The organism is Mycobacterium sp. IDUB_19 (assembly GCF_055419445.1).
This window is the reverse complement of record NZ_JBVAXR010000003.1, coordinates 119216-140567: the sequence shown is the minus strand read 5'-3', so window position 1 is coordinate 140567 and position 21352 is coordinate 119216. Positions and strand designations below refer to the sequence as shown.

The following is a 21352-nucleotide window of genomic DNA, read 5'->3' as shown; positions in this document are numbered from 1 at the left end:
CGATCAGTGCGACGCCCGCGCGGCAGGCGATACGGCCAGATAGTCGACTGCCGGCCCGAGCCCGCCCAACTGTGAGGGGTGAAAGCCCGGCCGGTAGTAGTTTGCGATGCCGCGCACGAATCGCAGCGGGCCGGGCAACAAACCCCGGCGTGCGGCGTTGAAGTAATCGCGCAGACGCGGCTTGGCGCCGGGCGGCAGCTGCGGATCCACCGAATACAGGTAGCGCACGCCGCGAATCCACAACAGCAGCATCGCCGGTGAGACGACCAGCTGCGCGCGCACCTGCCGCCAATACCCGGCCTGCAGATGCTTCATCGTGTCGAAGGCCACCGACTTGTGCTCGACCTCCTCGGCGCCGTGCCAGCGGAGCATGTCCAGCATCACGGGATCGGTGCCGATGGCGTCGTGGGCCGGGGTGTTCAGAATCCACTCACCCAAGATGGCGGTGTAGTGCTCGATCGCGGAGACGAACGACACCTGCTCCAGCAGCCAACTGTCCTGGCGCCGCTTGCTCCAGTGGGGCCTGTTCCCCAGCACCTTCTCGAACATCCAGTTGACCTGGCCGGTGTAGGGCGTCACGTCGATGCCCTGAGCGCCGAACCGGTCGAGCACTCCCGAGTGCGCCTGAGAATGCACCGCCTCCTGGCCGATGAATCCCTGGACATCCAGGCGCAGCTGGTCGTCTTTGATCAACGGCAGCGCTTTCTTGAAAACCTCGACGAAGAACTCTTCACCCGCGGGCAGCAGCAGGTGCAGGACGTTGAGCATGTGAGTGGTGAACGGCTCGTCGGGCACATAGTGCAGCGGCAGCTTTGCCCAGTCGAATGCGACATCACGCGCCTCGAGCACCAGACGCTCGTGGTCGAGTGATGCGTCGTGCGGACCCGCGGCCTGGTCGTCGACGGTGAACATCTGGCCCCCTACCTCAGCGTTTACCGACCATCAAAGTCGTCTCGGTGAACATCGGGCAGGGCAAGTATAAGTTCGCAACCCAGATATGCGAAACCGCCGGTACCGGGTTTTTGCCCGGAGCCGTCCTCAGCCGGCCGCGACGTGCCGGCGCAGGTCGTACTGGCCGGGGTCGGGGTTGGCCAGCATCCACCGGTGTTCGGCCGGCGTCAGCGGCCACACCTCGGGCACGCCGTCCTTGTTGAGATACCAGCTGTTGCAGCCGGTGGTCCACACGGTGTCCGGCATCGCGGCACGCAGCTTTGCGTTGAAGCGCTCGGTCGCCGCGGCCGTCGGCTCGACGGTGTCGAATTCGCGGCGGCGCCAGCGCTCTATCCAGCCCAGGATGTGGTCGGCCTGCGATTCGGCCACCGTCGTCAGCGCGAGGTTTCCCACCGGGCTGTGTGGCCCCAGCATCATGAAGAAGTTGGGAAAGCCGGACAGCGCAACGGTTTGGTAGGCCGAAGGGCCGTCGCGCCAGACTTCGTTGGCACACGTCCCGTCCCGGCCGATCAGCTGCATCGGCCGGAAGAACGCATGCGTGTCGAAACCCGTTGCCAGCACGATGATGTCGGTCTCGTGCAGCACGCCGTCGTCGGTGACGATGCCGCGCCGTTCCACATGATCGATAGCGGCGGTGACAAGCTCGACATCGTCGCGCTGCATCGCGCGGTAGAAGCCGTTCGACATCACCAGTCGCTTGCAGGCCGGCGTGTAGTCGGGGGTCAGCGCGCGGCGCAACTGCGGATCACGCACTTCCCAGAGACTGGCGCGGCACAGCGTCGCCAGGATCTTTCGGCGCACGCCGGGCTTGGTCAGTCCGACCGCGAAGAAGTCATATCCGAGGCTGTATATGCGGGATGCCAACCAATCGAGCCACGGCATTTTGCGTCGGGTGATCCCGGTGAACCTGCTGTAGTGGGGATTCGCCAGCCGCAGTACCCACTGCGCGGTGCGCTGGAACAGCATGACGTTGCCCGCCACCCCGGCCAGGCCGCAGACGAGTTGGACGCCGGTGGATCCGTTGCCGATCACCGCGATTCGGCGCCCCTGCACCGCAATACCGTGGTCCCAGCGCGCCGAATGGAAGACGTCGCCGCCGAAGTCGTCCAAGCCCGCGATCGATGGCAAGCGCGGATGATGCAGCACACCGGTGGCCGAGATCAGGAAGTCGACGCACCCCTCCTCGCCGGCGTCCGTGCGCAGCACCCACCGGCCGTCGTCGAAACGCGCGTGGGCGATTTCGGTGCCGAACCGGATCCGGTCCCGCAACCCGTATCGGTCGGCGATGTCACGGAAGTAGGCCTGGATTTCGCCGCCGGGTGAGAACAAGTGTGACCAGTTCGGATTCCGGGCGAAGCTGTACTGGTAGATACGCGAAGGGATGTCGCAGACCAGTCCGGGGTAGGTGTTCTCCCGCCAGGTGCCGCCGACCTCGTCGGCCTTTTCATAGATGGTGACATCGTTAATACCGCTGCGCAGCAAGGCAATTGCGACGCACAGGCCGGACATGCCGGCTCCGACGACGGCTACGGCGGGATCGCGTCTCGTCATCGCCAGTAACGCCCTCTCCGGCTACCCGGCTTCGGCGCGCTGCTTGAGGCGCTGCAGCGTGAGGTCGATGTTCTTCGTGTTGGCGGCCACCCGATCGGTCACGCCGGTGGCCTTGCCGGCGAGCTTGCGGAACCAGCCGGGCCGCCGGTCCCAGGTGCTTTCGGTGACCCGGCAGCCGCCGTCGGACGCGACGATGTCGTATTGCCAGCGCGCGACGGGAAAGACCGTGTGCCGCACGTCGAACGCGAACATCCGGCCGGGTTCGGCGTCGGTGACCGTGCACTTCGTGGTCCACCGCCTGGTGCCGTTTTCGTTATGCCCGGCGAACACCGCTCCCGGGCGCACGGCATCGCCCTTGCACCACTGCATCGCGGTCGCCTCTTCGGCCAGTGACGCCAGTGTGGGCAGGTCGGTGATGAGCGAATAGACCAGGTCGGGTCGTGCGTTGATCGCAACAGTGGCCGAAACGCACGGGTCAGTCATGCGTGGATCATAACCACCGCTAATTCGTGGTGGACCTAGATCGGCGCGGCTCCACGGAGATGCTCGAAGATCAACGAGGTCTGGGTTCCGGCGACGTCGGCGTCGGCGTTGAGGTTCTCGACCACAAACGATCGCAGGTCCTCGGTGTCGCGGGCGGCGACGTGCAGGATGAAATCGTCTGCACCGGCGAGGAAGTAGACGTCCATCACCTGTCGCTTGCCCCGGATCTGGTGGATGAAGCTGCGGATCTTGCCGCGCGCGTTGGATTGCAGGCTGACCGAGATCATCGCCTGCAGCGGCATCCCCACCGTGACCGGGTCGATGTCGGTGTAGAAGCCCCGGATGACGCCGAGGTCCACCAGCCGCCGCACCCGGCCATGACACGTCGACGCGGCGATCCCGACCGCCTCGGCGAGCGCGTAGTTGGTGATACGCGCATCGGAGTGCAGCAGGCTCAGAATTCTGCGATCGACGCCGTCGAGGTCGGCAGGCCGAACTTCCTTCGGCGCGTCACTCAATCCGACGACAATATCCGTTGTCTTATCACCCATATGCACAACTTACAGAATTAACATCAGCCTGTTTGCCCTCGTGCCGAACTTTCTTCACAATTGAAGGATGCGCATCGGCATCCCCACCGAGACCAAAAACAACGAATTCAGGGTCGCCATCACCCCGGCGGGCGTCGCCGAACTGACGCATCGCGGCCACGAGGTGCTCGTCCAGGCCGGTGCCGGAGAAGGGTCGGCCATCCCCGATATGAAGTTCAAGGCGGCGGGCGCCCAGGTTCTCAGCTCCGCCGACCAGGTATGGGCCGACGCCGACCTGCTGCTCAAGGTCAAGGAACCGATGCCGGCCGAGTACGGCCTGTTGCGCTCCGGGCAGGTGTTGTTCACCTATCTGCACCTGGCCGCGTCGCGTGCCTGCACCGGCGCGCTCTTGACCTCCGGCACGACGTCGATCGCCTACGAGACCGTTCAGGCCGCCGATGGCGCACTGCCGCTGTTGGCCCCGATGAGCGAAGTCGCCGGCCGGTTGTCCGCTCAGATCGGGGCGTACCACCTGATGCGGACGCAGGGTGGGCGCGGCGTGCTGATGGGTGGGGTGCCGGGCGTCAAGCCCGCCGACGTCGTGGTCATCGGCGCCGGCACCGCCGGCTACAACGCGGTCCGGGTGGCCAGTGGCATGGGCGCCAGCGTCCGGGTACTGGACCTCAACATCGACAAGCTCCGGCTGCTCGACGCCGAGTTCACCGGCCGCATCCAGACCCGCCACTCGTCGGTCTACGAGCTCGAAGGTGCCGTCAAGCGCGCCGACCTGGTTATCGGGGCCGTCCTGGTGCCCGGCGCTAAGGCGCCGAAGTTGATCACGAATTCGCTTGTTGCACAGATGAAACCGGGCGCGGTGCTGGTGGACATCTCCATCGACCAGGGCGGTTGCTTCGAGGATTCGCGACCGACCACCCACGATGACCCGACGTTCCGGGTGCATGACGCGGTGTTCTACTGCGTGGCGAACATGCCCAGCGCGGTCCCCAAGACCTCGACGTACGCGCTGACCAATGCGACCATGCCGTACGTGCTGCGGCTCGCCGACCAGGGCTGGCAGGCGGCCTGCCGCTCGGATCCCGCTCTGGCAAAAGGCCTTTCGACGCACGAGGGCGCGCTGTTGTCCGAACGGGTGGCCGCCGACCTGGGCCTGCCGTTCAGCGAAACGGCCAGCGTACTGGCCTGACGCTCAGCCCTGTCCGGTCAGCCATCCCAACACCGATTTCGTCACCTCGACGATCAGCGGCCGCAGCGCGTCGGCGTCGGAGTTCGGTGACTGCGAGCGGGTCATCACCGATAGCAGCACCCGCTGCCCGGTTGGCCCGTAGAGCATGCCGATGTCGTTGGTGCTGCCGTAATCCCCAGAGCCGGTCTTGTCGGCGGTGGTCCACCCCGGCGGCAGGGCCGCCCGTATGCTCGAAGTCACATTGTCGCGCATCCACTGTTCCAGCTGATCGCGCTGTTCGGCGCCGAGAACCGTTCCGGTGAGCAGCTTTTGGACTCCGGTGCCCAGGGCCCGCGGGGTGCTGGTGTCGCGCGGGTCGCCGGGGATCGCGGTGTTCAGCTCGATTTCCCAGCGGTCCAACCGGCTGCGCTCGTCGCCGACGGAGCGAGCGAAGTCGGTGATGGCAGGCGGTCCGCCGATTTCGGTCAACAGCAGGTTGGCGGCGGCGTTGTCGCTGCGCTGCAACGCGGCCGCACACAATTGCGCGAGCGTCATGGTGTTGCCGGCCTGTGGCGCCGTCACCGGAGAGTTGGGCAGCAGCGCGGCGGGATCTACGAAAACCGCTCGCTGCAAATCCAATTCGCCGCGCTGCGCTTTCTGCAGCACCCGCGCCGCGGCGTAGACCTTGAACGTCGAGCACATCGCGAGCGGGTCGTCGTCGCGATGTGCGCAGGTGCGTCCCGATGCGACGTCGGTTGCGAAAAGCCCGATGTAGGCGTCGTATTGGCGCTCCAGCTCTGCCAAGCGGTCATAAACCCTAGGCGCGCCCGGTGCGGCGAGCGCACGTCCGCAGGCACTCAGCGCAGGTACCGCCATTGCGGCCGACAACATCCGCCGGCGGGTTAGTTCTGGCACGGCGCGCTATTCGTTGGGCGTGAGGCTCGCGACGATATCGGCCACCGGGCCGGGCTGCGCCTTACGGAACGACGTTCCCGCCCAGAGGTTCATGCCGTTCGGGTCTTCCCGGTCGGCCGCGGCCTCCCGGATCGGCAGCGTCATCTGGTTGACCTCGGGATAGCCCAGCGGCGCGATGTTGTCGAAGAGGCGAATGAATTCGTTCTCCAGACTGCGCGCATACCGGCCCGAGAACGCGCGCGTGACGATGGTCTTGGCGAAAAGCTGATTCTTCATGGCGACCCGCTGCCCGGGGCTGGTGCCGGCTTCGTCGCTGAGCAACAGCGCGGTCCCGACCTGCGCGGCCACCGCTCCCCGGCGCAGCACGCTCGCGACATCCTCGGCGGTGCCCAGCCCCCCCGCGGCGATGATAGGGACGTCGCGATGCGCCCGGTGGATGCGGTCGATCAGGTGCTGCAGCGGCTCGTTGCCGGGGTCCATGTCCGGGGCGAAGGTGGCGCGGTTCCCGCCGGCATTGGGGCCCTGGACCACCAGGCTGTCCGCACCGGCCGCGACGGCGACCCCGGCCTCGTACACCGACGTCACCGTGACCATCACCAACAGCCCGAGCGCCCCGAACCGCCGGATCACGTCGGGCGACGGCACTCCGTAGGTGAAGGACACCAACTCCGGGCGGAGGTCGGCCACCGCCTCGAGCTTGCGCGCCCAGTCGTCGTCGTGGCCGTATTCGGGCCGGCCGACCTGGACCTGGTAATGCTCGGCGACGCCTTCGAGTTCGTCCGCATAGAAGTCCAGTGCCACCCAGTCGGCGACGCTGGGTTGGGGTACCAGCAGGTTCACGCCGAGCGGGCCGGTGGTGGCGGCGCGGGCGGCCGCGACGTCGGCCGCGAACTGGTCTGCGCTCAGGTACCCGGCGGGGACGAACCCGAGTCCACCCGCGTTGGACACCGCCGCCGCCAATGCCGGGCTACCGGGTCCGCCCGACATCGGTGCGCCAACGATCGGCACCGCGATGTCCCAAAAGCCCAGCACCATCCGGCTAATTTACCATCGCCCGAAGTTGTTGCGGCAGTGATCGTTTCGAAGCATATGGTCCCAGAACGGCGGCACCGAAGCGCTTGGTCAGCAGCTGGCTGGCGACCGCGTTGACCTGGTCGACGGTGACGTCGTCGATCTGCCGCAGGGTGTGCTCGATGCTGCGGTGCTTGCCATAGTTCAATTCGCTACGACCGATGCGGCTCATACGAGAACTGGAGTCTTCCAGGCCGAGGACGATCCCGCCACGCATGGAGCCCTTGGCGATGCGGCATTCGGCCTCGGTGATGCCGTCGCGTGCCACCGATTCGAGCACCTCACTGGTCACCCGCATGACGTCCGCGAACCGCTCGGGCAGGCACGCGGCATACACCGACAGCGCGCCGCTGTCGGAGAACATGTCGACCGCGGAGTAGACCGAGTAGGCCAGCCCGCGTAGCTCGCGGACCTCTTGGAACAACCGCGAGCTCAACCCGCCACCCAGCGCAGTGTGCAGCACCGACAACGCCCAGCGATGTTCCCAGGTGCGCCCGGGAGTACGCACGCCCAACAACACATGCGTCTGCTCGGCGTTCCTCTTGGCCGCCAACAATCCCGGCTGGCCGTTCACGCGTCCGGCACCCTTGCGCGGCGAAATGGGTTGGCGCCCACGCACCAAACGCGACCCGAAGTGATCGCGCACCAACGCGACCACCTCGTCGTGGTCGACATTGCCCGCCACCGCGACGACCATCCGTTCCGGCGTGTAACGCCGCATGTGGAAGGAGTGCAGCTGGGACCGCGTCATCGCCGACACCGATTGCCCGGTACCGATTACCGGGCGTCCCAGCGGATGGTCACCGAAGAGCGCCGCGAGGAACATGTCCCCCAGTGCGTCCTCCGGATCGTCGTCGCGCATCGCGATTTCCTCGAGGACGACATCGCGTTCGAGCTCGACGTCCTCGACTGCGCAGCGGCCGTTGAGCACCACGTCGGCGACTAGGTCGATGGCCAGCTCGAGATCACTGTCGAGCACGTGCGCGTAGTAGCAGGTGTGCTCCTTGGCGGTGAACGCGTTCAGCTCGCCGCCGACGGCGTCCATCGCCTGGGCGATGTCCACCGCCGAACGGGTCGGCGTCGACTTGAACAGCAAATGCTCGAGGAAGTGCGCGGCACCGGCAACGGTCGCGCCTTCATCGCGAGATCCGACACCGACCCACACCCCGACCGACGCGGAGCGCACCGCGGGCAGGTACTCGGTGACCACCCGCAGGCCGCCCGGCAAGGTGGTGCGGCGCAGGGTGGCCTGCAATTGAGGCTCAGCCTCGGCGGCTTGTTTGCCCCGCCGCAGGGCACCCACTCGACCGGGGCGCGCCCCGGCTAAGTCAGCTGCTGGCCGTCGCGGCATCGGCTGGTGCGGTCTCCGGGGAATCTGCGGGGGCCGAGCTGTCTGCCGAGTCCTCTTCGGCCACCAGGACCAGCGAGATCTTGCCCCGCTTGTCGATGTCGGCGATCTCCACACGCAGCTTGTCGCCGACGTTCACCACGTCCTCGACCTTGGCGATGCGCTTGCCCCTGCCGAGCTTGGAGATGTGCACCAGACCGTCACGGCCGGGCAGCAGCGACACGAACGCGCCGAAATCCGTTGTCTTGACCACGGTTCCGAGGAATCGCTCGCCGACCGTCGGCAGCTGCGGGTTGGCAATGGCGTTGATCCTGTCGATCGCGGCCTGCGCCGAGGGGCCGTTGGTGGCACCGACGTACACGGTGCCGTCGTCCTCGATGGAGATCTGTGCGCCGGTCTCCTCGGTGATTGAATTGATCATCTTGCCCTTGGGGCCGATGACCTCACCGATCTTGTCGACCGGAACCTTGATGGTGGTCACCACCGGCGCGTAGGGGCTCATCTGGTCGGGCTCGTCGATCGCCTCGGCCATCACCTCGAGGATGGTCAGGCGCGCATCCTTGGCCTGCGCCAGCGCACCCGCGAGCACCTGCGACGGGATTCCGTCGAGCTTGGTGTCCAGCTGCAGCGCGGTGACGATGTCCTTGGTGCCGGCGCACTTGAAGTCCATGTCGCCGAAGGCGTCCTCGGCGCCCAGGATGTCGGTGAGGGTGACGAAGCGACGCTCGGTCTTGCCGTCGACCTCGACGTCGTCGGAGACCAGGCCCATCGCGATGCCCGCGACCGGCGCCTTCAGCGGCACACCGGCGTTGAGCAGCGACAGCGTGGACGCACACACCGACCCCATCGAGGTCGAGCCGTTGGAGCTCAGCGCCTCGGACACCTGCCGGATGGCATACGGGAACTCTTCGACGCCGGGCAGCACCGGCATCAGGGCCCGCTCGGCCAGCGCGCCGTGCCCGACCTCACGCCGCTTGGGCGAACCGACCCGGCCGGTCTCGCCGGTGGAGAACGGCGGGAAGTTGTAGTGGTGCATGTACCGCTTGGAGGTTTCCGGCCCCAGCGAGTCGATCTGCTGGGCCATCTTGACCATGTCCAGCGTGGTGACACCCAGGATCTGGGTCTCGCCGCGCTCGAACAGCGCGCTGCCGTGTGCGCGCGGAACCACGGCGACCTCGGCCGACAGCGCGCGGATGTCGGTGATGCCGCGGCCGTCGATGCGGAAGTGATCGGTCAGGATGCGCTGGCGGACCAGCTTCTTGGTCAGCGAGCGGAACGCGGCACTGACCTCTTTCTCCCGACCCTCGTAGGTCTCGGCGAGCCGCGCCGACACCTCGGCCTTGAGCTCGTCGGTGCGCGCGTCGCGCTCGGCCTTGCCGCCGATGGTCAGCGCCTTGGCCAACTCGTCGGTGGCCACCGAGGCGACCGAGTAGTAGACGTCCTCGGCGTAGTCCGGGAACACCGGGTAATCACCGATGGGCTTGGCGGCCGCGTCGGCCAACTCCTGCTGAGCGGTGCACAGTGCGGCGATGAACGGCTTGGCGGCCTCCAGGCCTTCGGCCACAACCGTTTCCGTCGGCGCCTGGGCGCCGCCCTCGACGAGCTCGATGACCTTGTCAGTGGCCTCCGCCTCGACCATCATGATGGCGACGTCGCCGTCATGCACGACCCGGCCGGCCACGACCATGTCGAACACGGCGCGCTCGAGCTGCTCGACGGTCGGGAACGCGACCCAGGTGCCGTCGATCAGCGCCACCCGCACACCGCCGACCGGGCCGGAGAACGGCAGGCCGGAGATCTGGGTGGACGCCGACGCGGCGTTGATCGCCAACACGTCGTACAGGTCGTTGGGGTCCAGGCTCAGGATCGTCACCACGACCTGGATCTCGTTGCGCAGACCGGAAACGAACGTCGGGCGCAACGGGCGGTCGATGAGCCGGCATGTCAGGATCGCGTCGGTGGATGGCCGGCCCTCGCGACGGAAGAACGAGCCGGGGATGCGGCCCGCTGCATACATCCGCTCCTCGACGTCGATGGTCAGCGGGAAGAAGTCGAAATGTTCCTTGGGCGACTTGCTGGCGGTGGTCGCCGACAGCAGCATGTTCTCGTCGTCGAGGTAGGCCACGACGGCACCGGCGGCCTGCTGGGCCAGCCGGCCGGTCTCGAAACGAATGGTCCGGGTACCAAAGGTCCCGTTGTCGATTGTGGCGGTCGTCTCGAACACGCCCTCATCAATTTGAGCTACAGACATAGGTGTCCGTACAGCCTCTCTGGGTTATTCAGCTTTTTCGCGTGGTCACACGCAACCCGGAGGGGTCCGGGCCAGCTCACCGGCCCGGACGGACCCGCGAGCCACCCCTGAGAGCTGCCCTGAGAAACATGGAGTCTGAATGCGGCTACGGCCATCGATCGAAGCGGCCGACCTGCCCCAGATCCAGGGAGCCCGGCAGCCACTACCGAAGACCGCCCGATACAGACTGGGCTACTCCCGTCGTGACACGCTGGAACGGAACACGCGGATCTGCGTGGACCGCACCGTTTGCTCGGGCCAGACAGGCCCAGAACGCTCCCACTCTACATGGGCCAACTCGGCCCGCGGGAATGGCGTGGGATTGGCTCCGCGTCAGCGACGCAGGCCCAGCCGATCGATCAGCGAGCGGTAACGCTCGACGTCGATCTGCGAGATGTACTTGATCAGCCGGCGCCGGCGTCCCACCAGCAGCAGCAAACCGCGCCGCGAGTGGTGGTCGTGCTTGTGCACCTTGAGGTGCTCGGTGAGGTCGGCGATCCGCTTGGTCAGCAGCGCGATCTGCGCCTCCGGCGATCCGGTGTCGGTGTCATGCAAGCCGTATTGGCCCAGAATTTCTTTTTTCTGCTCGGCAGTAAGCGCCACGAAATATCTCCATCAATGGGTCCGCGAACGTTCGATTTTCTTGGCACGGCCACCGCGAACCGCAGCACGCGCCGATGTCGTCCGGCAGTTTAGCAGCCAAGAGGTGCCCGCCCCGAATCGTCGGATGCGGGGTCAGGCGCGCGTCAGTCCGACAGCAGGGTGCGCGTTCGTTCGGTGTCGACGCCGATCTCGGCCACCAGTTCCTTCACCGAATCGAACTTGTGCTGTCCGCGGATGCGGGTGACGAAGTCCAGGGCGACATGCTGTCCGTACAGGTCAGCGGTGGTGTCGAGGACGAATGCTTCGACGGTGCGGGTGCGTCCTGAGAAGGTCGGGTTGGTGCCGACGGAGACGGCGGCCTGGTAGCGCTCACCCGGGATGACGGTGCCCGTCACCGGTCCGTGCCCAAGCACGGTGAACCAGGCGGCGTAGACGCCGTCGGCCGGGATGGCCGAGTACATCGGCGGTGCGACGTTCGCGGTGGGAAAGCCCAACTCGGCGCCGCGCCCGTGACCGCGGACCACGACGCCTTCGACGCGGTGCGGACGGCCCAGCGCCTCGGTCGCGGCCACCATGTCGCCGGCGTCCACGCAGGAGCGGATGTAGGTGGACGAGAACGTCACGGTCTCGTTGCTGTGGTGCTCGGACAGCAGCGACATCGACTCCACCGCGAATCCGAACCGGTCGCCGGCCTTGCGCAGGGTGTCGACGGTGCCGAGCGCCTTCTTGCCGAAGGTGAAGTTCTCCCCCACCACGACCTCGACGACGTGCAGGTCCTCCACCAGCAGCTCGTGCACGTAACGCTCCGGGGTGAGCTTCATGAAGTCCGTGGTGAACGGCATCACCAGGAAGACGTCGATACCCAGTTCTTCGACAAGCTCGGCGCGGCGCGTCAAGGTGGTCAGCTGTGCGGGGTGGCTGCCCGGATAGACCACTTCCATCGGATGCGGATCGAAGGTCATCATCACGGCCGGCACGTTGCGCGCCCGGCCGGCTTTCACCGCGTGCGCAATCAATTCGGCATGACCGCGGTGCACACCGTCGAACACCCCGATCGTGAGCACGCATCGGCCCCAGTCAGTGGGGATCTCGTCTTGGCCGCGCCACCGCTGCACGATCGCAAGCCTACGGTGCACGGTGGCCCGACGCGCCGAAGGATCCCGATTCCGCCGAACCGGCGTGGGCATTTCGGCACGACGACGCCCAGTGAGCCGGTCAGCACGCCAGACCAGACGTGGATGCCTAGACTTTCGGGTTGTGAGGGCTGACGACGAGGCTGGCGGTCTCACCGCGGTTGGCCAGGACTATCTCAAGGTCATCTGGAATGCCCAGGAATGGTCGGTGGAGAAGGTCAGCACCAAGATGCTGGCCGACCGGATCGGGGTATCGGCCAGCACGGCCTCGGAGTCGATCCGCAAACTCGCCGAGCAGGGACTGGTCGACCACGCGAAGTACGGCGCGGTGACCCTGACCGAAGCGGGCCGGCGTGCGGCGCTGGAGGTGGTGCGCCGGCACCGGCTGCTGGAGACCTTCCTGGTCAATGAGCTCGGCTACGGCTGGGACGAGGTGCACGACGAGGCCGAAGTGCTCGAGCATGCGGTCTCGGATCGTCTGGTCGCCCGCATCGACGCCAAGCTGGGATTCCCGCAGCGCGATCCGCACGGTGACCCCATCCCCGCCTCCGACGGGCAAGTGCCCGCCCCGCCGGCCCGCCAGCTGTGGGCATGCGGCGAGGACGAGACCGTCACCGTGGCCCGAATCTCCGACAAGGACCCCGAGATGCTGCGCTATTTCGCCAGCGTCGGAATCAATCTCGACTCGCGGGTACGGGTGCTGACCCGGCGCGAATTCGCGGGCATGATCTCGATCGAGATCGAATCGGTCGACGGCGCTCAGAACACCGTCGATCTGGGCAGTCCGGCCGCCCGGGCAGTCTGGGTCGTGCCCTGATTTTTCGCGGGCCGGGCCGTCAGTTCGCCAATAATCCCTTGGCGATGTGGGTGACCTGGACCTCGTTACTGCCGGCGTAAATCATCAGTGATTTCGCATCGCGGGCAAGCTGCTCGACCCGGTATTCGGCCATATAGCCGTTGCCGCCGAACAACTGCACGGCCTCCATCGCCACCTCGGTGGCCGTCTCCGACGAGTACAGCTTGACGGCCGACGCCTCGGCCAGCGTCAGCGGTTTACCGGCCTGCTGGCGCTCGATGGTCATGAAGACCATGTTCTGCACGTTCATCCGGGCGATTTCCATCTTCGCCAGCTTGAGCTGGATCAGCTGGAACTGCCCAATGTTCTTGCCCCACAACGTGCGATTCTTCGCGTAGTCCACACACAGCCGGTGGCATTCGTCGATGATGCCCAACGCCATCATCGCGATCCCGATCCGCTCGGCGGCGAAATTGTCGCGGGCGCTGTCGCGGCCGTCGCCGCTGGCGTGCTGTTCACTCTCGCCGAGCAACCGGTCCGGGCTCAGCCGCACGTTGTCGAAGAACAACTCACCCGTCGGCGAGGACATCATTCCCATCTTCTTGAAGGGCTTGCCCTGGGTGAGGCCTTCCATCCCCGCATCGAGCACGAAAACCAGCACCGGCCGGTTCCGTTTGTCCACGGAAGCGTCGCCTTCGTCCAGCTTCGCGTACACGACCAGGACGTCGGCGCAGGGGCCGTTGGTGATGAATGTCTTCTGCCCGTTGAGGATGTAGTCCTCGCCGTCGCGCTTGACGTAGGTCTTCATGCCTCCGAACGCGTCCGACCCGGAGTCCGGCTCGGTAATCGCCCACGCCGCAATCTTTTCCAGCGTCATCAGCTCGGGCAGCCAGCGTTCTTTCTGGGCCAGCGTGCCGCGACTCATGATGGTCGCCGCGCCCAGGCCGAGGCTGACCGATGCCGTGCTGAGCAATCCGATGCTGACCCGGGCGATTTCGGAAACCAGTACCGCGACCATCGATTGCTGGCCGCCTATGCCGCCGGAATCGTCTGCGCCGTCCCGCTTTTCGCCGTTGGGTTCACCGTTGCGCTTGGCACGCTCGCGGTCCAGCATCTTCTTGACCGACTCGGCGGCCATGGCGTCCAGGCCGAACTGGCTGAAGAACTTACGGGCGATCGGATACGGCGACAGCGCACCGGTTTCCAGTTCATCCAGATGTGGGCGGATCTCCTTGTCCACGAACTGACGAACGGCATCCCGCATCATCAGATCGGTGTCGGACCACTCGATCATCGTGTTCCCCCCGGCCGCGCGCCGCTCAGCGCTCGGCCCGCTGATACGCGGTGACGACGGCGGCCCCGCCCAGTCCGATGTTGTGTTGCAGTGCGGCGGTGACGTTGTCGACCTGACGTTTGTCGGCCTTGCCGCGCAACTGCCAGTTGAGTTCCGCGCACTGCGCCAGCCCGGTCGCGCCCAGCGGATGACCCTTGGAGATCAGGCCGCCGGACGGGTTGACCACCCAGCGTCCGCCGTAGGTGGTGTCGCCGTTGTCGATCAGCTTGGGCGCCTCACCCGCAGCGCACAGGCCGAGGGCTTCGTAGAGCAGCAGCTCGTTGGCCGAGAAGCAGTCGTGCAGCTCGATCACCTGGAAGTCCTCCGGACCCAGACCGGACTGGTCGTAAACCCGTTGCGCCGCTTGCACATTCATGTCATAACCGATGATGTTCTTGGCGCTGCCGTCGAAGGTGGACTTGAAGTCGGTGGTCATCGCCTGACCGACGATCTCCACCGCCTGACTGGCCAGCCCGTGGCGATCGACGAAACCCTCCGAGGCCAGGATCGCCGCGCCCGAGCCGTCCGACGTCGGCGAGCACTGCAGCTTGGTCAGCGGGTCGTAGATCATCTTCGCCGCCAGGATGTCCTCAAGGGTGTACTCGTCCTGAAACTGCGCGAACGGGTTGTTCACGGAATGCTTGTGATTCTTGTAGCCGATCTTGGCGAAGTGCTCAGCGGTGCTGCCGTATTGCACCATGTGCTCGCGGCCCGCCGCGCCGAACATCCACGGCGCCGCCGGGAAGGCGAACTCGCTGATCTCGGCCATCGCCTTGACGTGCTTGTCCATCGGATTGGTGCGGTCTTCGTAGGTTGTCGCCAGCGATCCGGGCTTCATCTTCTCGAACCCGAGCGCGATGGTGCAGTCAGCCAACCCGCCGCGAATCGCCTGCGCCGCCAAGAACAGCGCGGTGGAGCCGGTCGAACAGTTGTTGTTGACGTTGACGACCGGAATGCCGGTCAAGCCCAATTCGTAGAGCGCCCGCTGCCCCGCGGTCGACTCGCCGTAGACGTAGCCGACGTAGCCCTGCTCGATCTCGCCGTAGTCGATGCCGGCGTCCTGTAGCGCGTTGGTCCCCGACTCGCGAGCCATGTCCGGGTAGTCCCAGCCCTCGCGGCGGCCCGGCTTCTCGAACTTCGTCATGCCAACGCCGATGACATAAACCTTGTTGGACATTCCTGCCCCTTTCGAACGGTGGGCCGCCTGGTCATCCCAGTGTGCAACGCCGCCCTACCAACCGCTCGGCCGGGACCCGTTAGAGCGTCGCGGGGCGGATCACCACCACCGACTTGGTCCGCGAACCCTCGTCGCGCAGCAGCGCGATCACTCGGCCGTCGCCGTCGCTGGCGGCATAGACGCCGTCGATACCCGCCGGCGACAAGGACCGGCCGTTGCTGGTCGCGTCGACCTCCTCGGCGCTCAGGTCGCGGCGCGGGAACATCAGCAGACACGCGTCGTCCAGCGTCCAGCTCAGTCGCGGTTGGTCGGCCAGTTCGTCGAGTGTGCGTGCCGTATCGAGCCCGAAGCGACCGACGCGGGTGCGCCGCAACGACGTCAGATGCCCGCCCACCCCGAGCGCGGACCCGAGGTCGCGGGCCAGCGCGCGAATGTAGGTTCCCGACGAACAGTCGACGTCGACGTCGAGGTCGATGAGGCCCTGGCCGCCGCCCGAACGCCGCGTCGCCGACACTTCGAACCGGTCGATGCGCACCGGGCGGGCCTTGAGCTCGACGGCCTCGCCCTCGCGAACCAGTTGATACGCCCGACGGCCACCGACCTTGATCGCGCTGACGGCCGACGGCACCTGTTCGATATCGCCGCGCAGCCCGGCGACCGCGGCGGCGATCGCCTCGTCAGTGACATTTTCAGCCGAGATGCTATGCAGCAGTTCGCCTTCGGCGTCCTCGGTGGAGGTGGTCTGGCCCAGCCGGATGGTGGCGGCATACGACTTCTCCGACGCCGTCAACAGGCCGAGGATCTTGGTGGCGCGGTCGATTCCGATCACCAGCACGCCGGTGGCCATCGGGTCGAGCGTGCCCGCATGGCCCACCCGTCGGGTGGAAAAGATTCGGCGGCAGCGCCCCACGACGTCGTGGCTGGTCATTCCGGCCGGCTTGTCGACGACGACTAACCCCGGGCCGGTGGGGCTTTCGGTCATAGGACGATCGCGGTCAGCACGAGCCCGCGGTCGACCGACCAGCGGCCCCGCAGCGCGGTCAGCGGCGGACCCGACAGCGCCCCGGCGTCGATCAGGATCCGCGAGACGAAGGTGCCGGCCGCCGGGCCGTCGGCCTCGAAGCTGATGTGGGCGTCTTCAAAACCCAGCCATCTCTTGGTCAGCGGAAACCACGCCTTATACGTTGCTTCCTTGGCGCAGAACAGGATTCGGTCCCAGTGCAGAGCTGGCGGCATTGCCTGCGGCATTTCGGTGCGCTCCTGGGGCAGGCTGATCGCGTCCAGCACGCCGTTCGGCAGCACATCGTGCGGTTCGGCGTCGATGCCCACCGAACGCACCGCGGCACTGCGCGCCACCACCGCACCGCGATACCCGGTGCAGTGCGTGAGGCTACCGACCACGCCTTCGGGCCAGCAGGGTTCTCCCTTGTCGCCCTTGAGGATCGGCACCGGCGCCACGCCCAGCTCACCCAGCGCGATCCGGGCGCAGTACCGCACGGTGATGAACTCGTTGCGCCGCTTAGCAACCGACTTTGCGATCAGTGACTCTTCTTCGGGCAACGGGGCCAGACCCGGCGGGTCGGAGTACACCTCCGAATACGCCATATCGTCGGTCGCCGGCAACACCGACGACACGAGGGTGTCTGCGGTCATCGCGACTGCCGCTGCCGCAACCGGTCCCGGAACTGCGCGGCCTGCGCCTTCATTTCGGGGGTGATCTCGAAGTGACCACCGAAGTCGTTGAGGTCGCCGGGCGCGTACTGCGGGTCGGGCAACACCTGGCGCAGCCAGCTGGGCGGCTTGCGGCGCCGCCACTCCCGCGGGTAACCCACCGAGACTTCCTCGAAGCGCACGTCGTCGTACCAGGTGGTCCGTGGAATGTGTAAGTGGCCGTAGACCGAGCAGATGGCGTTGTAGCGGGTGTGCCAGTCGGCGGTCTTGGTGGTGCCGCACCACAGCGAGAATTCCGGGTAGAACAACGCGTCGCAGGGCTCGCGCACCAGCGGGAAATGGTTGACGAGGACGGTCGGCGTCATCCAGTCGAGTTGTTCCAGGCGGGCGCGGGTGATGTCCACCCGCTCGCGACACCAGGCGTCGCGGGTGGGGTACGGCTCCGATGAGAGCAGGAATTCGTCCGTCGCCACCACGTTGCGCTGGCGGGCGATTTCCAGGCCTTCGGCTTTGCTCCGCGCCCCATCTGGCAAGAAGGTGTAGTCGTAGAGCAGAAACATCGGCACGATCGTGGCCGGGCCGCCGCGTTCGGTCCACACCGGGAAGGGATGTTCCGGCGTGACCACGCCCATCTCGTCGCACATGTTGACCAGGTAGTCGTAGCGAGCCTTGCCGAAGACCTGGTTGGGATCGCGGTTGGTGGTCCACAACTCGTGGTTGCCCGGCACCCAGATCACCTTGGCGAACCGGCGTCGCAGCAGGTCAAGGGCCCAACGGATCTCGTCGGTGCGTTCGGCCACGTCGCCGGCGACGATCAGCCAGTCGTCCGGCGACGACGGGTGCAGCGATTCGGTGACCGGCTTGTTGCCCATGTGACCCGTGTGCAGATCGGAGACCGCCCACAGTGTCGGCTGTCCCCCGTTTGTCGAGTCACGCGTAACCACGAGTAACCAGCCTAACGACCCGGCGCGCCGACCCGGGTTCCGCTGGGGACTTTCGGGCGGTCGTCGCCTCCCGGTTAGAACAAGTTCAGGATTGGCTGTGACCTCGCGCACGTGACTTGTAAACTCCCCGCAAAAGGGACGGCCGACGGTAGGGGGGTGTCATGTTCACCAAGGTGCGCCTGCTCGGGGCGTTCGGTGCGGTGATGACAGCGGTCATCGGAAGCACGGTGGGCTGGCAGAGCGCCCCGCCCGAACCGACCGGAGGCGCCAAGACCGTCGAGCTGCGGTCGACGGGGCAGCCGATGGAAACGACGATGAAGAGTCCCATCATCGCCACCACCGACCCGCGGCCCTTCGACGCGTGCGAAGACATCCCGATCGACGCCCTGCAGCGGCTCGGTTTGGCGTTCACGCCTCCCGAGCACGAGGACGGTCTGCGCTGCAAACTCGACGCGGGTAACTATCAGGTGGCCGTCGAACCCATCATCTGGCGTACCTACGAGCAGTCCCTGCCCCCCGACGCCCTCGAGACCACGATCCAGGGACACCGCGCGGCGACGTACTGGGTGCTGAAGCCGACCTACCACAACAGCTACTGGTTCTTCTCCTGCATGGTGGCGTTCAAAACCAGCTACGGCGTGCTGCAACAGGCGCTGTACTACTCGACGGTCTACTCCAACCCCGAGGTCGACTGCCCGTCCACCAACCTGCAGCGGGCCAACGACCTCGCGCCCTACTACAAGTTCTAGCCCGGCCGCGGTGATCGGCGCCGGTGCGCACGATCTTTTGTGGCCGAAATGAATTCGCGTCGGCGCAAATGACCGTTGCCGGCCGGCCTTAACCTGGGGACGTGAGCATGACATCGACTCGACCCGCCGAACCCGCGCTGCACACCCTGACCCAGGCCGGTAGCAACGCCCTGGGCCGGCTGTTGGGTCTGCGCCCGGCCACCAGCGGCTACACCGTGAACCGGGTTGAGGTCCCGATGCGCGACGGGGTGGCGCTGGTGGCCGATCACTACGCACCGACCACCTCCAGCCCCGCGGGCACCGTGCTGGTGCGCGGGCCCTACGGGCGCGGATTTCCGTTTTCGCTGGTATTCGCCAGGCCGTATGCGGCGCGCGGCTACCACGTCGTGATGCAGAGCGTGCGCGGGACGTTCGGATCTGCCGGCATTTTCGAGCCGATGGCCAACGAAGCCACCGACGGCGCCGACACTGCCGCATGGTTGGTCGAGCAGCCGTGGTTCACCGGCCGGTTCGCGACCATCGGCCTGTCGTATCTGGGTTTCACCCAATGGGCGTTGCTGCAGGATCCGCCACCGGAGCTGGCCGCCGCCATCATCGCCGTGGGCCCACACGATTTCCACGCCGCGGTCTGGGATACCGGCTCGTTCACGACCGACTTTCTCGGGTGGAGCGACATGGTGTCCCACCAGGAAGACCCCGTCCGCGTCCGGGCCGGAATCCGCCAGCTGCTGGCTCCCCGCAAGGTGGCCGAGGCGGCCGCCGGGGTGCCGTTCGGTGAGTCGGCGCGGGCACTGCTCGGCACCGGTGCGCCGTGGTTCGAATCCTGGGTGGAACACCGCGATCGAGATGACGCGTTCTGGGAGCGATTGCGGTGCGACGCCGCGCTGGACCGCGTCCAGGTGCCGGTCTTGCTGATGGGTGGCTGGCAAGACATCTTTCTGCGCCAGACGCTGCAGCAATACGCGCACCTGCGCCGCCGGGGGGTGGACGTCGCGCTCACGGTCGGGCCCTGGACCCACGCCCAGATGCTCAGCAAGGGACTGGCCACCAACGCGCGCGAGACCGTGGACTGGCTGGACACCCATCTGGCGGGCACCGCGGAGCTGCGCCGCCCCAGCAGGGTCCGCGTCTGCGTCACCGGCCAGGGCTGGCGCAACCTGCCCGACTGGCCGCCCGTCACCTCGCAGCGCGCGCTGTACCTGCGGCCCGGCCGCTACCTGGACTACACGTCGCCCAAGGACCTGAAGGGACTGCCGCCGGCGACCTTCCGCTACGCCCCCGCCAACCCGACACCGACCACCGGCGGTCCGCTGCTGTCCCCGACCGGCGGTTACCGCGACGACAGTCGCCTCGCACTGCGCGATGACGTGCTGACCTTCGACAGTGCGACTTTGCTGCACGATCTGTGCGTGTACGGAAGCCCGGTCGTCGAGCTGGCGCACAGCTCGGACAATCCGAACGTCGACCTGTTCGTTCGGGTCAGCGAGGTCAGCGATATCGGGGCCAAGGGCAAGTCGCGAAACGTCAGCGACGGCTATCGGCGGCTGAGCGCCAAGGCGAAAACCGTCAGCATCGAACTCGACGCGATCGCGCACCGCTTCCGGGCCGGCTCACGCATCCGCCTGCTCATCTCCGGCAGCTGGTTCCCGCGCTACGCGCGCAACCTGGGCAGCGACGAACCGACTCTGACGGCCCGGCAATCGAAGCCGGCCGCCCACGCCATCGCCTACGGGCGCTCCCGGCTGTTGCTTCCGGTCGGCCCGCTCGACCTGTCAGCCCACGGCGTCGCGGACCCGGGCGGCAACCCCGGCTAGCACGGCGTCGTCGTGGATCGGCGCCCCCAACGCCGGACGGGCGGGCAGCTGCACCCAACTGGTGCAACCCCCGTACTCCGGGGTCCGGGTCAGGTGTATCGGCTCGGTCAGCGGAACCACGGACACCACCAGCGCGGCGAGTTTGTGCTTGGGCCGGAAATCCAGCCGGTCGGCGCGCACCGACTCAGCGGTCCAGATGTGCAGGTCCTCGATTTCCCCGAGCTGCTCAGGCCGGTTAACCGCCAGTGCAGCAACCACTTTCGCTGCCGCCCTGATCACCAGCTCAGCGTCGGTGCTGTCGGCCGCCGCAGCGGCCAGCAGGTCGCGATGCTCGGGCCGGACCCGCTCTTCGTGGCTGTGCGCAACCGTCGGGAACAGCAAGAACTCCGGCGATGCCACTTCAAACCGCTTCTCCCCGATACCGCCCTTGCGCAACAGCACGTACTGCCGACCGTGCAACAGTGCATGCACGGCCGCGCTCCACTCCTTGAGCGCCGGCGTCGTTGCGGTGAGCGTCATTTCGTTGCTGAGAGGCGGGCCACGACTTCGGGTCGGCGCAACGGCGGGACGGTCTTCGGCGGTTGCCGGCGCGGTGGCAGGGACTTCAGCAAGCGTGTCGTCGTCTGGGTGACCTCGGCGACGGCGGCCTCGAAAGCCGAGGCGCTTGCGCCGGGCAGACGGGTCGGGTGCGTGATGCCGCTGACTTTGCGCACGTACTGGCGCGCGGCCGCGGCGATCTCCTCAGCCGTGGCCGCTGGCTGCAAACCGCGCAGTTCGGTGATATTCCGGCACATCCCTCAACGATAGGCG

At 66.7% G+C, this 21352-nt stretch carries 21 protein-coding genes; 4 read left to right on the top strand and 17 right to left on the bottom strand.

The genetic code is table 11. The features are described 5' to 3' along the window. Positions 1 to 3: 3 nt before the first annotated feature. The 4 genes from ACZY0B_RS04425 to aldR all read right to left on the bottom strand — a co-directional run bounded on the left by ACZY0B_RS04425 (position 4) and on the right by aldR (position 3536). Entirely contained in the window at positions 4 to 912 is a 909-nt protein-coding gene (locus ACZY0B_RS04425; protein ID WP_463762778.1) for a metal-dependent hydrolase, read from the bottom strand. Positions 913 to 1038: 126 nt separating this feature from the next. Then, positions 1039 to 2502 (bottom strand): flavin-containing monooxygenase, encoded by a 1464-nt coding sequence (locus ACZY0B_RS04420; RefSeq protein WP_463762777.1) that lies wholly within the window; start codon positions 2500 to 2502, stop codon positions 1039 to 1041. Positions 2503 to 2523: 21 nt separating this feature from the next. Then, positions 2524 to 2985: an SRPBCC family protein gene (locus ACZY0B_RS04415; protein ID WP_463762776.1), complete on the bottom strand. Its 462-nt coding sequence runs from the start codon at positions 2983 to 2985 to the stop codon at positions 2524 to 2526. A gap of 35 nt (positions 2986 to 3020) precedes the next feature. Beyond that, complete coding sequence (gene aldR / locus ACZY0B_RS04410; RefSeq protein ID WP_463762775.1) at positions 3021 to 3536, bottom strand: HTH-type transcriptional regulator AldR; 516 nt, start codon at positions 3534 to 3536, stop codon at positions 3021 to 3023. A gap of 67 nt (positions 3537 to 3603) precedes the next feature. Here aldR and ald point away from each other — a divergent pair, with 67 nt between their 5' ends. Next, complete coding sequence (ald, locus tag ACZY0B_RS04405; protein ID WP_463762774.1) at positions 3604 to 4719, top strand: alanine dehydrogenase; 1116 nt, start codon at positions 3604 to 3606, stop codon at positions 4717 to 4719. A 3-nt stretch (positions 4720 to 4722) separates the two neighbouring features. On the opposite strand, the gene bla is transcribed toward ald, so the two are convergent. The 6 genes from bla to ACZY0B_RS04375 all read right to left on the bottom strand — a co-directional run bounded on the left by bla (position 4723) and on the right by ACZY0B_RS04375 (position 12040). Next, complete coding sequence (bla, locus tag ACZY0B_RS04400; RefSeq protein WP_463762773.1) at positions 4723 to 5613, bottom strand: class A beta-lactamase; 891 nt, start codon at positions 5611 to 5613, stop codon at positions 4723 to 4725. A gap of 6 nt (positions 5614 to 5619) precedes the next feature. After that, positions 5620 to 6648: a nitronate monooxygenase gene (locus ACZY0B_RS04395; protein ID WP_463762772.1), complete on the bottom strand. Its 1029-nt coding sequence runs from the start codon at positions 6646 to 6648 to the stop codon at positions 5620 to 5622. 4 nt (positions 6649 to 6652) lie between these two features. After that, a complete protein-coding gene (locus ACZY0B_RS04390) occupies positions 6653 to 8035 on the bottom strand; it encodes a M16 family metallopeptidase (protein WP_463762771.1) in 1383 nt (460 codons plus the stop codon). Continuing rightward, complete coding sequence (locus ACZY0B_RS04385; protein ID WP_463762770.1) at positions 8013 to 10283, bottom strand: polyribonucleotide nucleotidyltransferase; 2271 nt, start codon at positions 10281 to 10283, stop codon at positions 8013 to 8015. The genes ACZY0B_RS04390 and ACZY0B_RS04385 overlap by 23 nt, the downstream gene beginning before the upstream one ends. Before the next feature lie 372 nt (positions 10284 to 10655). Next, positions 10656 to 10925, bottom strand: a complete 270-nt coding sequence (gene rpsO / locus ACZY0B_RS04380) for a 30S ribosomal protein S15 (protein WP_036468159.1) — start codon at positions 10923 to 10925, stop codon at positions 10656 to 10658. A gap of 143 nt (positions 10926 to 11068) precedes the next feature. Beyond that, entirely contained in the window at positions 11069 to 12040 is a 972-nt protein-coding gene (locus ACZY0B_RS04375; RefSeq protein WP_463762769.1) for a bifunctional riboflavin kinase/FAD synthetase, read from the bottom strand. Between the two features lie 142 nt (positions 12041 to 12182). Here ACZY0B_RS04375 and mntR point away from each other — a divergent pair, with 142 nt between their 5' ends. Then, positions 12183 to 12875 carry a manganese-binding transcriptional regulator MntR gene (gene mntR / locus ACZY0B_RS04370; RefSeq protein ID WP_463762768.1) on the top strand — a complete coding sequence of 231 codons (693 nt, stop codon included), beginning with the start codon at positions 12183 to 12185 and terminating at the stop codon, positions 12873 to 12875. A 19-nt stretch (positions 12876 to 12894) separates the two neighbouring features. Here the strand turns inward: mntR and ACZY0B_RS04365 are convergent, their stop codons facing one another. The 5 genes from ACZY0B_RS04365 to ACZY0B_RS04345 all read right to left on the bottom strand — a co-directional run bounded on the left by ACZY0B_RS04365 (position 12895) and on the right by ACZY0B_RS04345 (position 17979). Further along, entirely contained in the window at positions 12895 to 14148 is a 1254-nt protein-coding gene (locus tag ACZY0B_RS04365) for an acyl-CoA dehydrogenase family protein (RefSeq protein WP_463762767.1), read from the bottom strand. A gap of 25 nt (positions 14149 to 14173) precedes the next feature. After that, positions 14174 to 15364, bottom strand: coding sequence for a lipid-transfer protein (locus ACZY0B_RS04360; RefSeq protein WP_463762766.1), 1191 nt, complete (start codon positions 15362 to 15364; stop codon positions 14174 to 14176). Between the two features lie 79 nt (positions 15365 to 15443). After that, positions 15444 to 16346, bottom strand: coding sequence for a tRNA pseudouridine(55) synthase TruB (truB, locus tag ACZY0B_RS04355; protein ID WP_463762765.1), 903 nt, complete (start codon positions 16344 to 16346; stop codon positions 15444 to 15446). Continuing rightward, on the bottom strand, positions 16343 to 17017 hold the full coding sequence (gene pptT / locus ACZY0B_RS04350; RefSeq protein ID WP_463762764.1) for a 4'-phosphopantetheinyl transferase PptT: 675 nt from the start codon (positions 17015 to 17017) through the stop codon (positions 16343 to 16345). The genes truB and pptT overlap by 4 nt, the downstream gene beginning before the upstream one ends. Beyond that, complete coding sequence (locus ACZY0B_RS04345; protein WP_463762763.1) at positions 17014 to 17979, bottom strand: metallophosphoesterase family protein; 966 nt, start codon at positions 17977 to 17979, stop codon at positions 17014 to 17016. The genes pptT and ACZY0B_RS04345 overlap by 4 nt, the downstream gene beginning before the upstream one ends. Before the next feature lie 161 nt (positions 17980 to 18140). On the opposite strand from ACZY0B_RS04345, the gene ACZY0B_RS04340 reads away from it, so the two are divergent. Further along, positions 18141 to 18728, top strand: coding sequence for a DUF3558 domain-containing protein (locus ACZY0B_RS04340; RefSeq protein WP_463762762.1), 588 nt, complete (start codon positions 18141 to 18143; stop codon positions 18726 to 18728). A gap of 101 nt (positions 18729 to 18829) precedes the next feature. Then, complete coding sequence (locus tag ACZY0B_RS04335; RefSeq protein WP_463762761.1) at positions 18830 to 20542, top strand: CocE/NonD family hydrolase; 1713 nt, start codon at positions 18830 to 18832, stop codon at positions 20540 to 20542. Here the strand turns inward: ACZY0B_RS04335 and ACZY0B_RS04330 are convergent. Together ACZY0B_RS04330 and ACZY0B_RS04325 are read right to left on the bottom strand one after the other, a co-directional pair. Further along, the gene (locus ACZY0B_RS04330) at positions 20501 to 21061 is read right to left on the bottom strand and encodes a DUF1802 family protein (protein WP_463762760.1); all 561 of its coding nucleotides are present in this window, start codon (positions 21059 to 21061) and stop codon (positions 20501 to 20503) included. The genes ACZY0B_RS04335 and ACZY0B_RS04330 overlap by 42 nt on opposite strands. Further along, positions 21058 to 21336 (bottom strand): DUF2277 domain-containing protein, encoded by a 279-nt coding sequence (locus ACZY0B_RS04325; protein ID WP_463762759.1) that lies wholly within the window; start codon positions 21334 to 21336, stop codon positions 21058 to 21060. The genes ACZY0B_RS04330 and ACZY0B_RS04325 overlap by 4 nt, the downstream gene beginning before the upstream one ends. Positions 21337 to 21352: the final 16 nt, after the last annotated feature.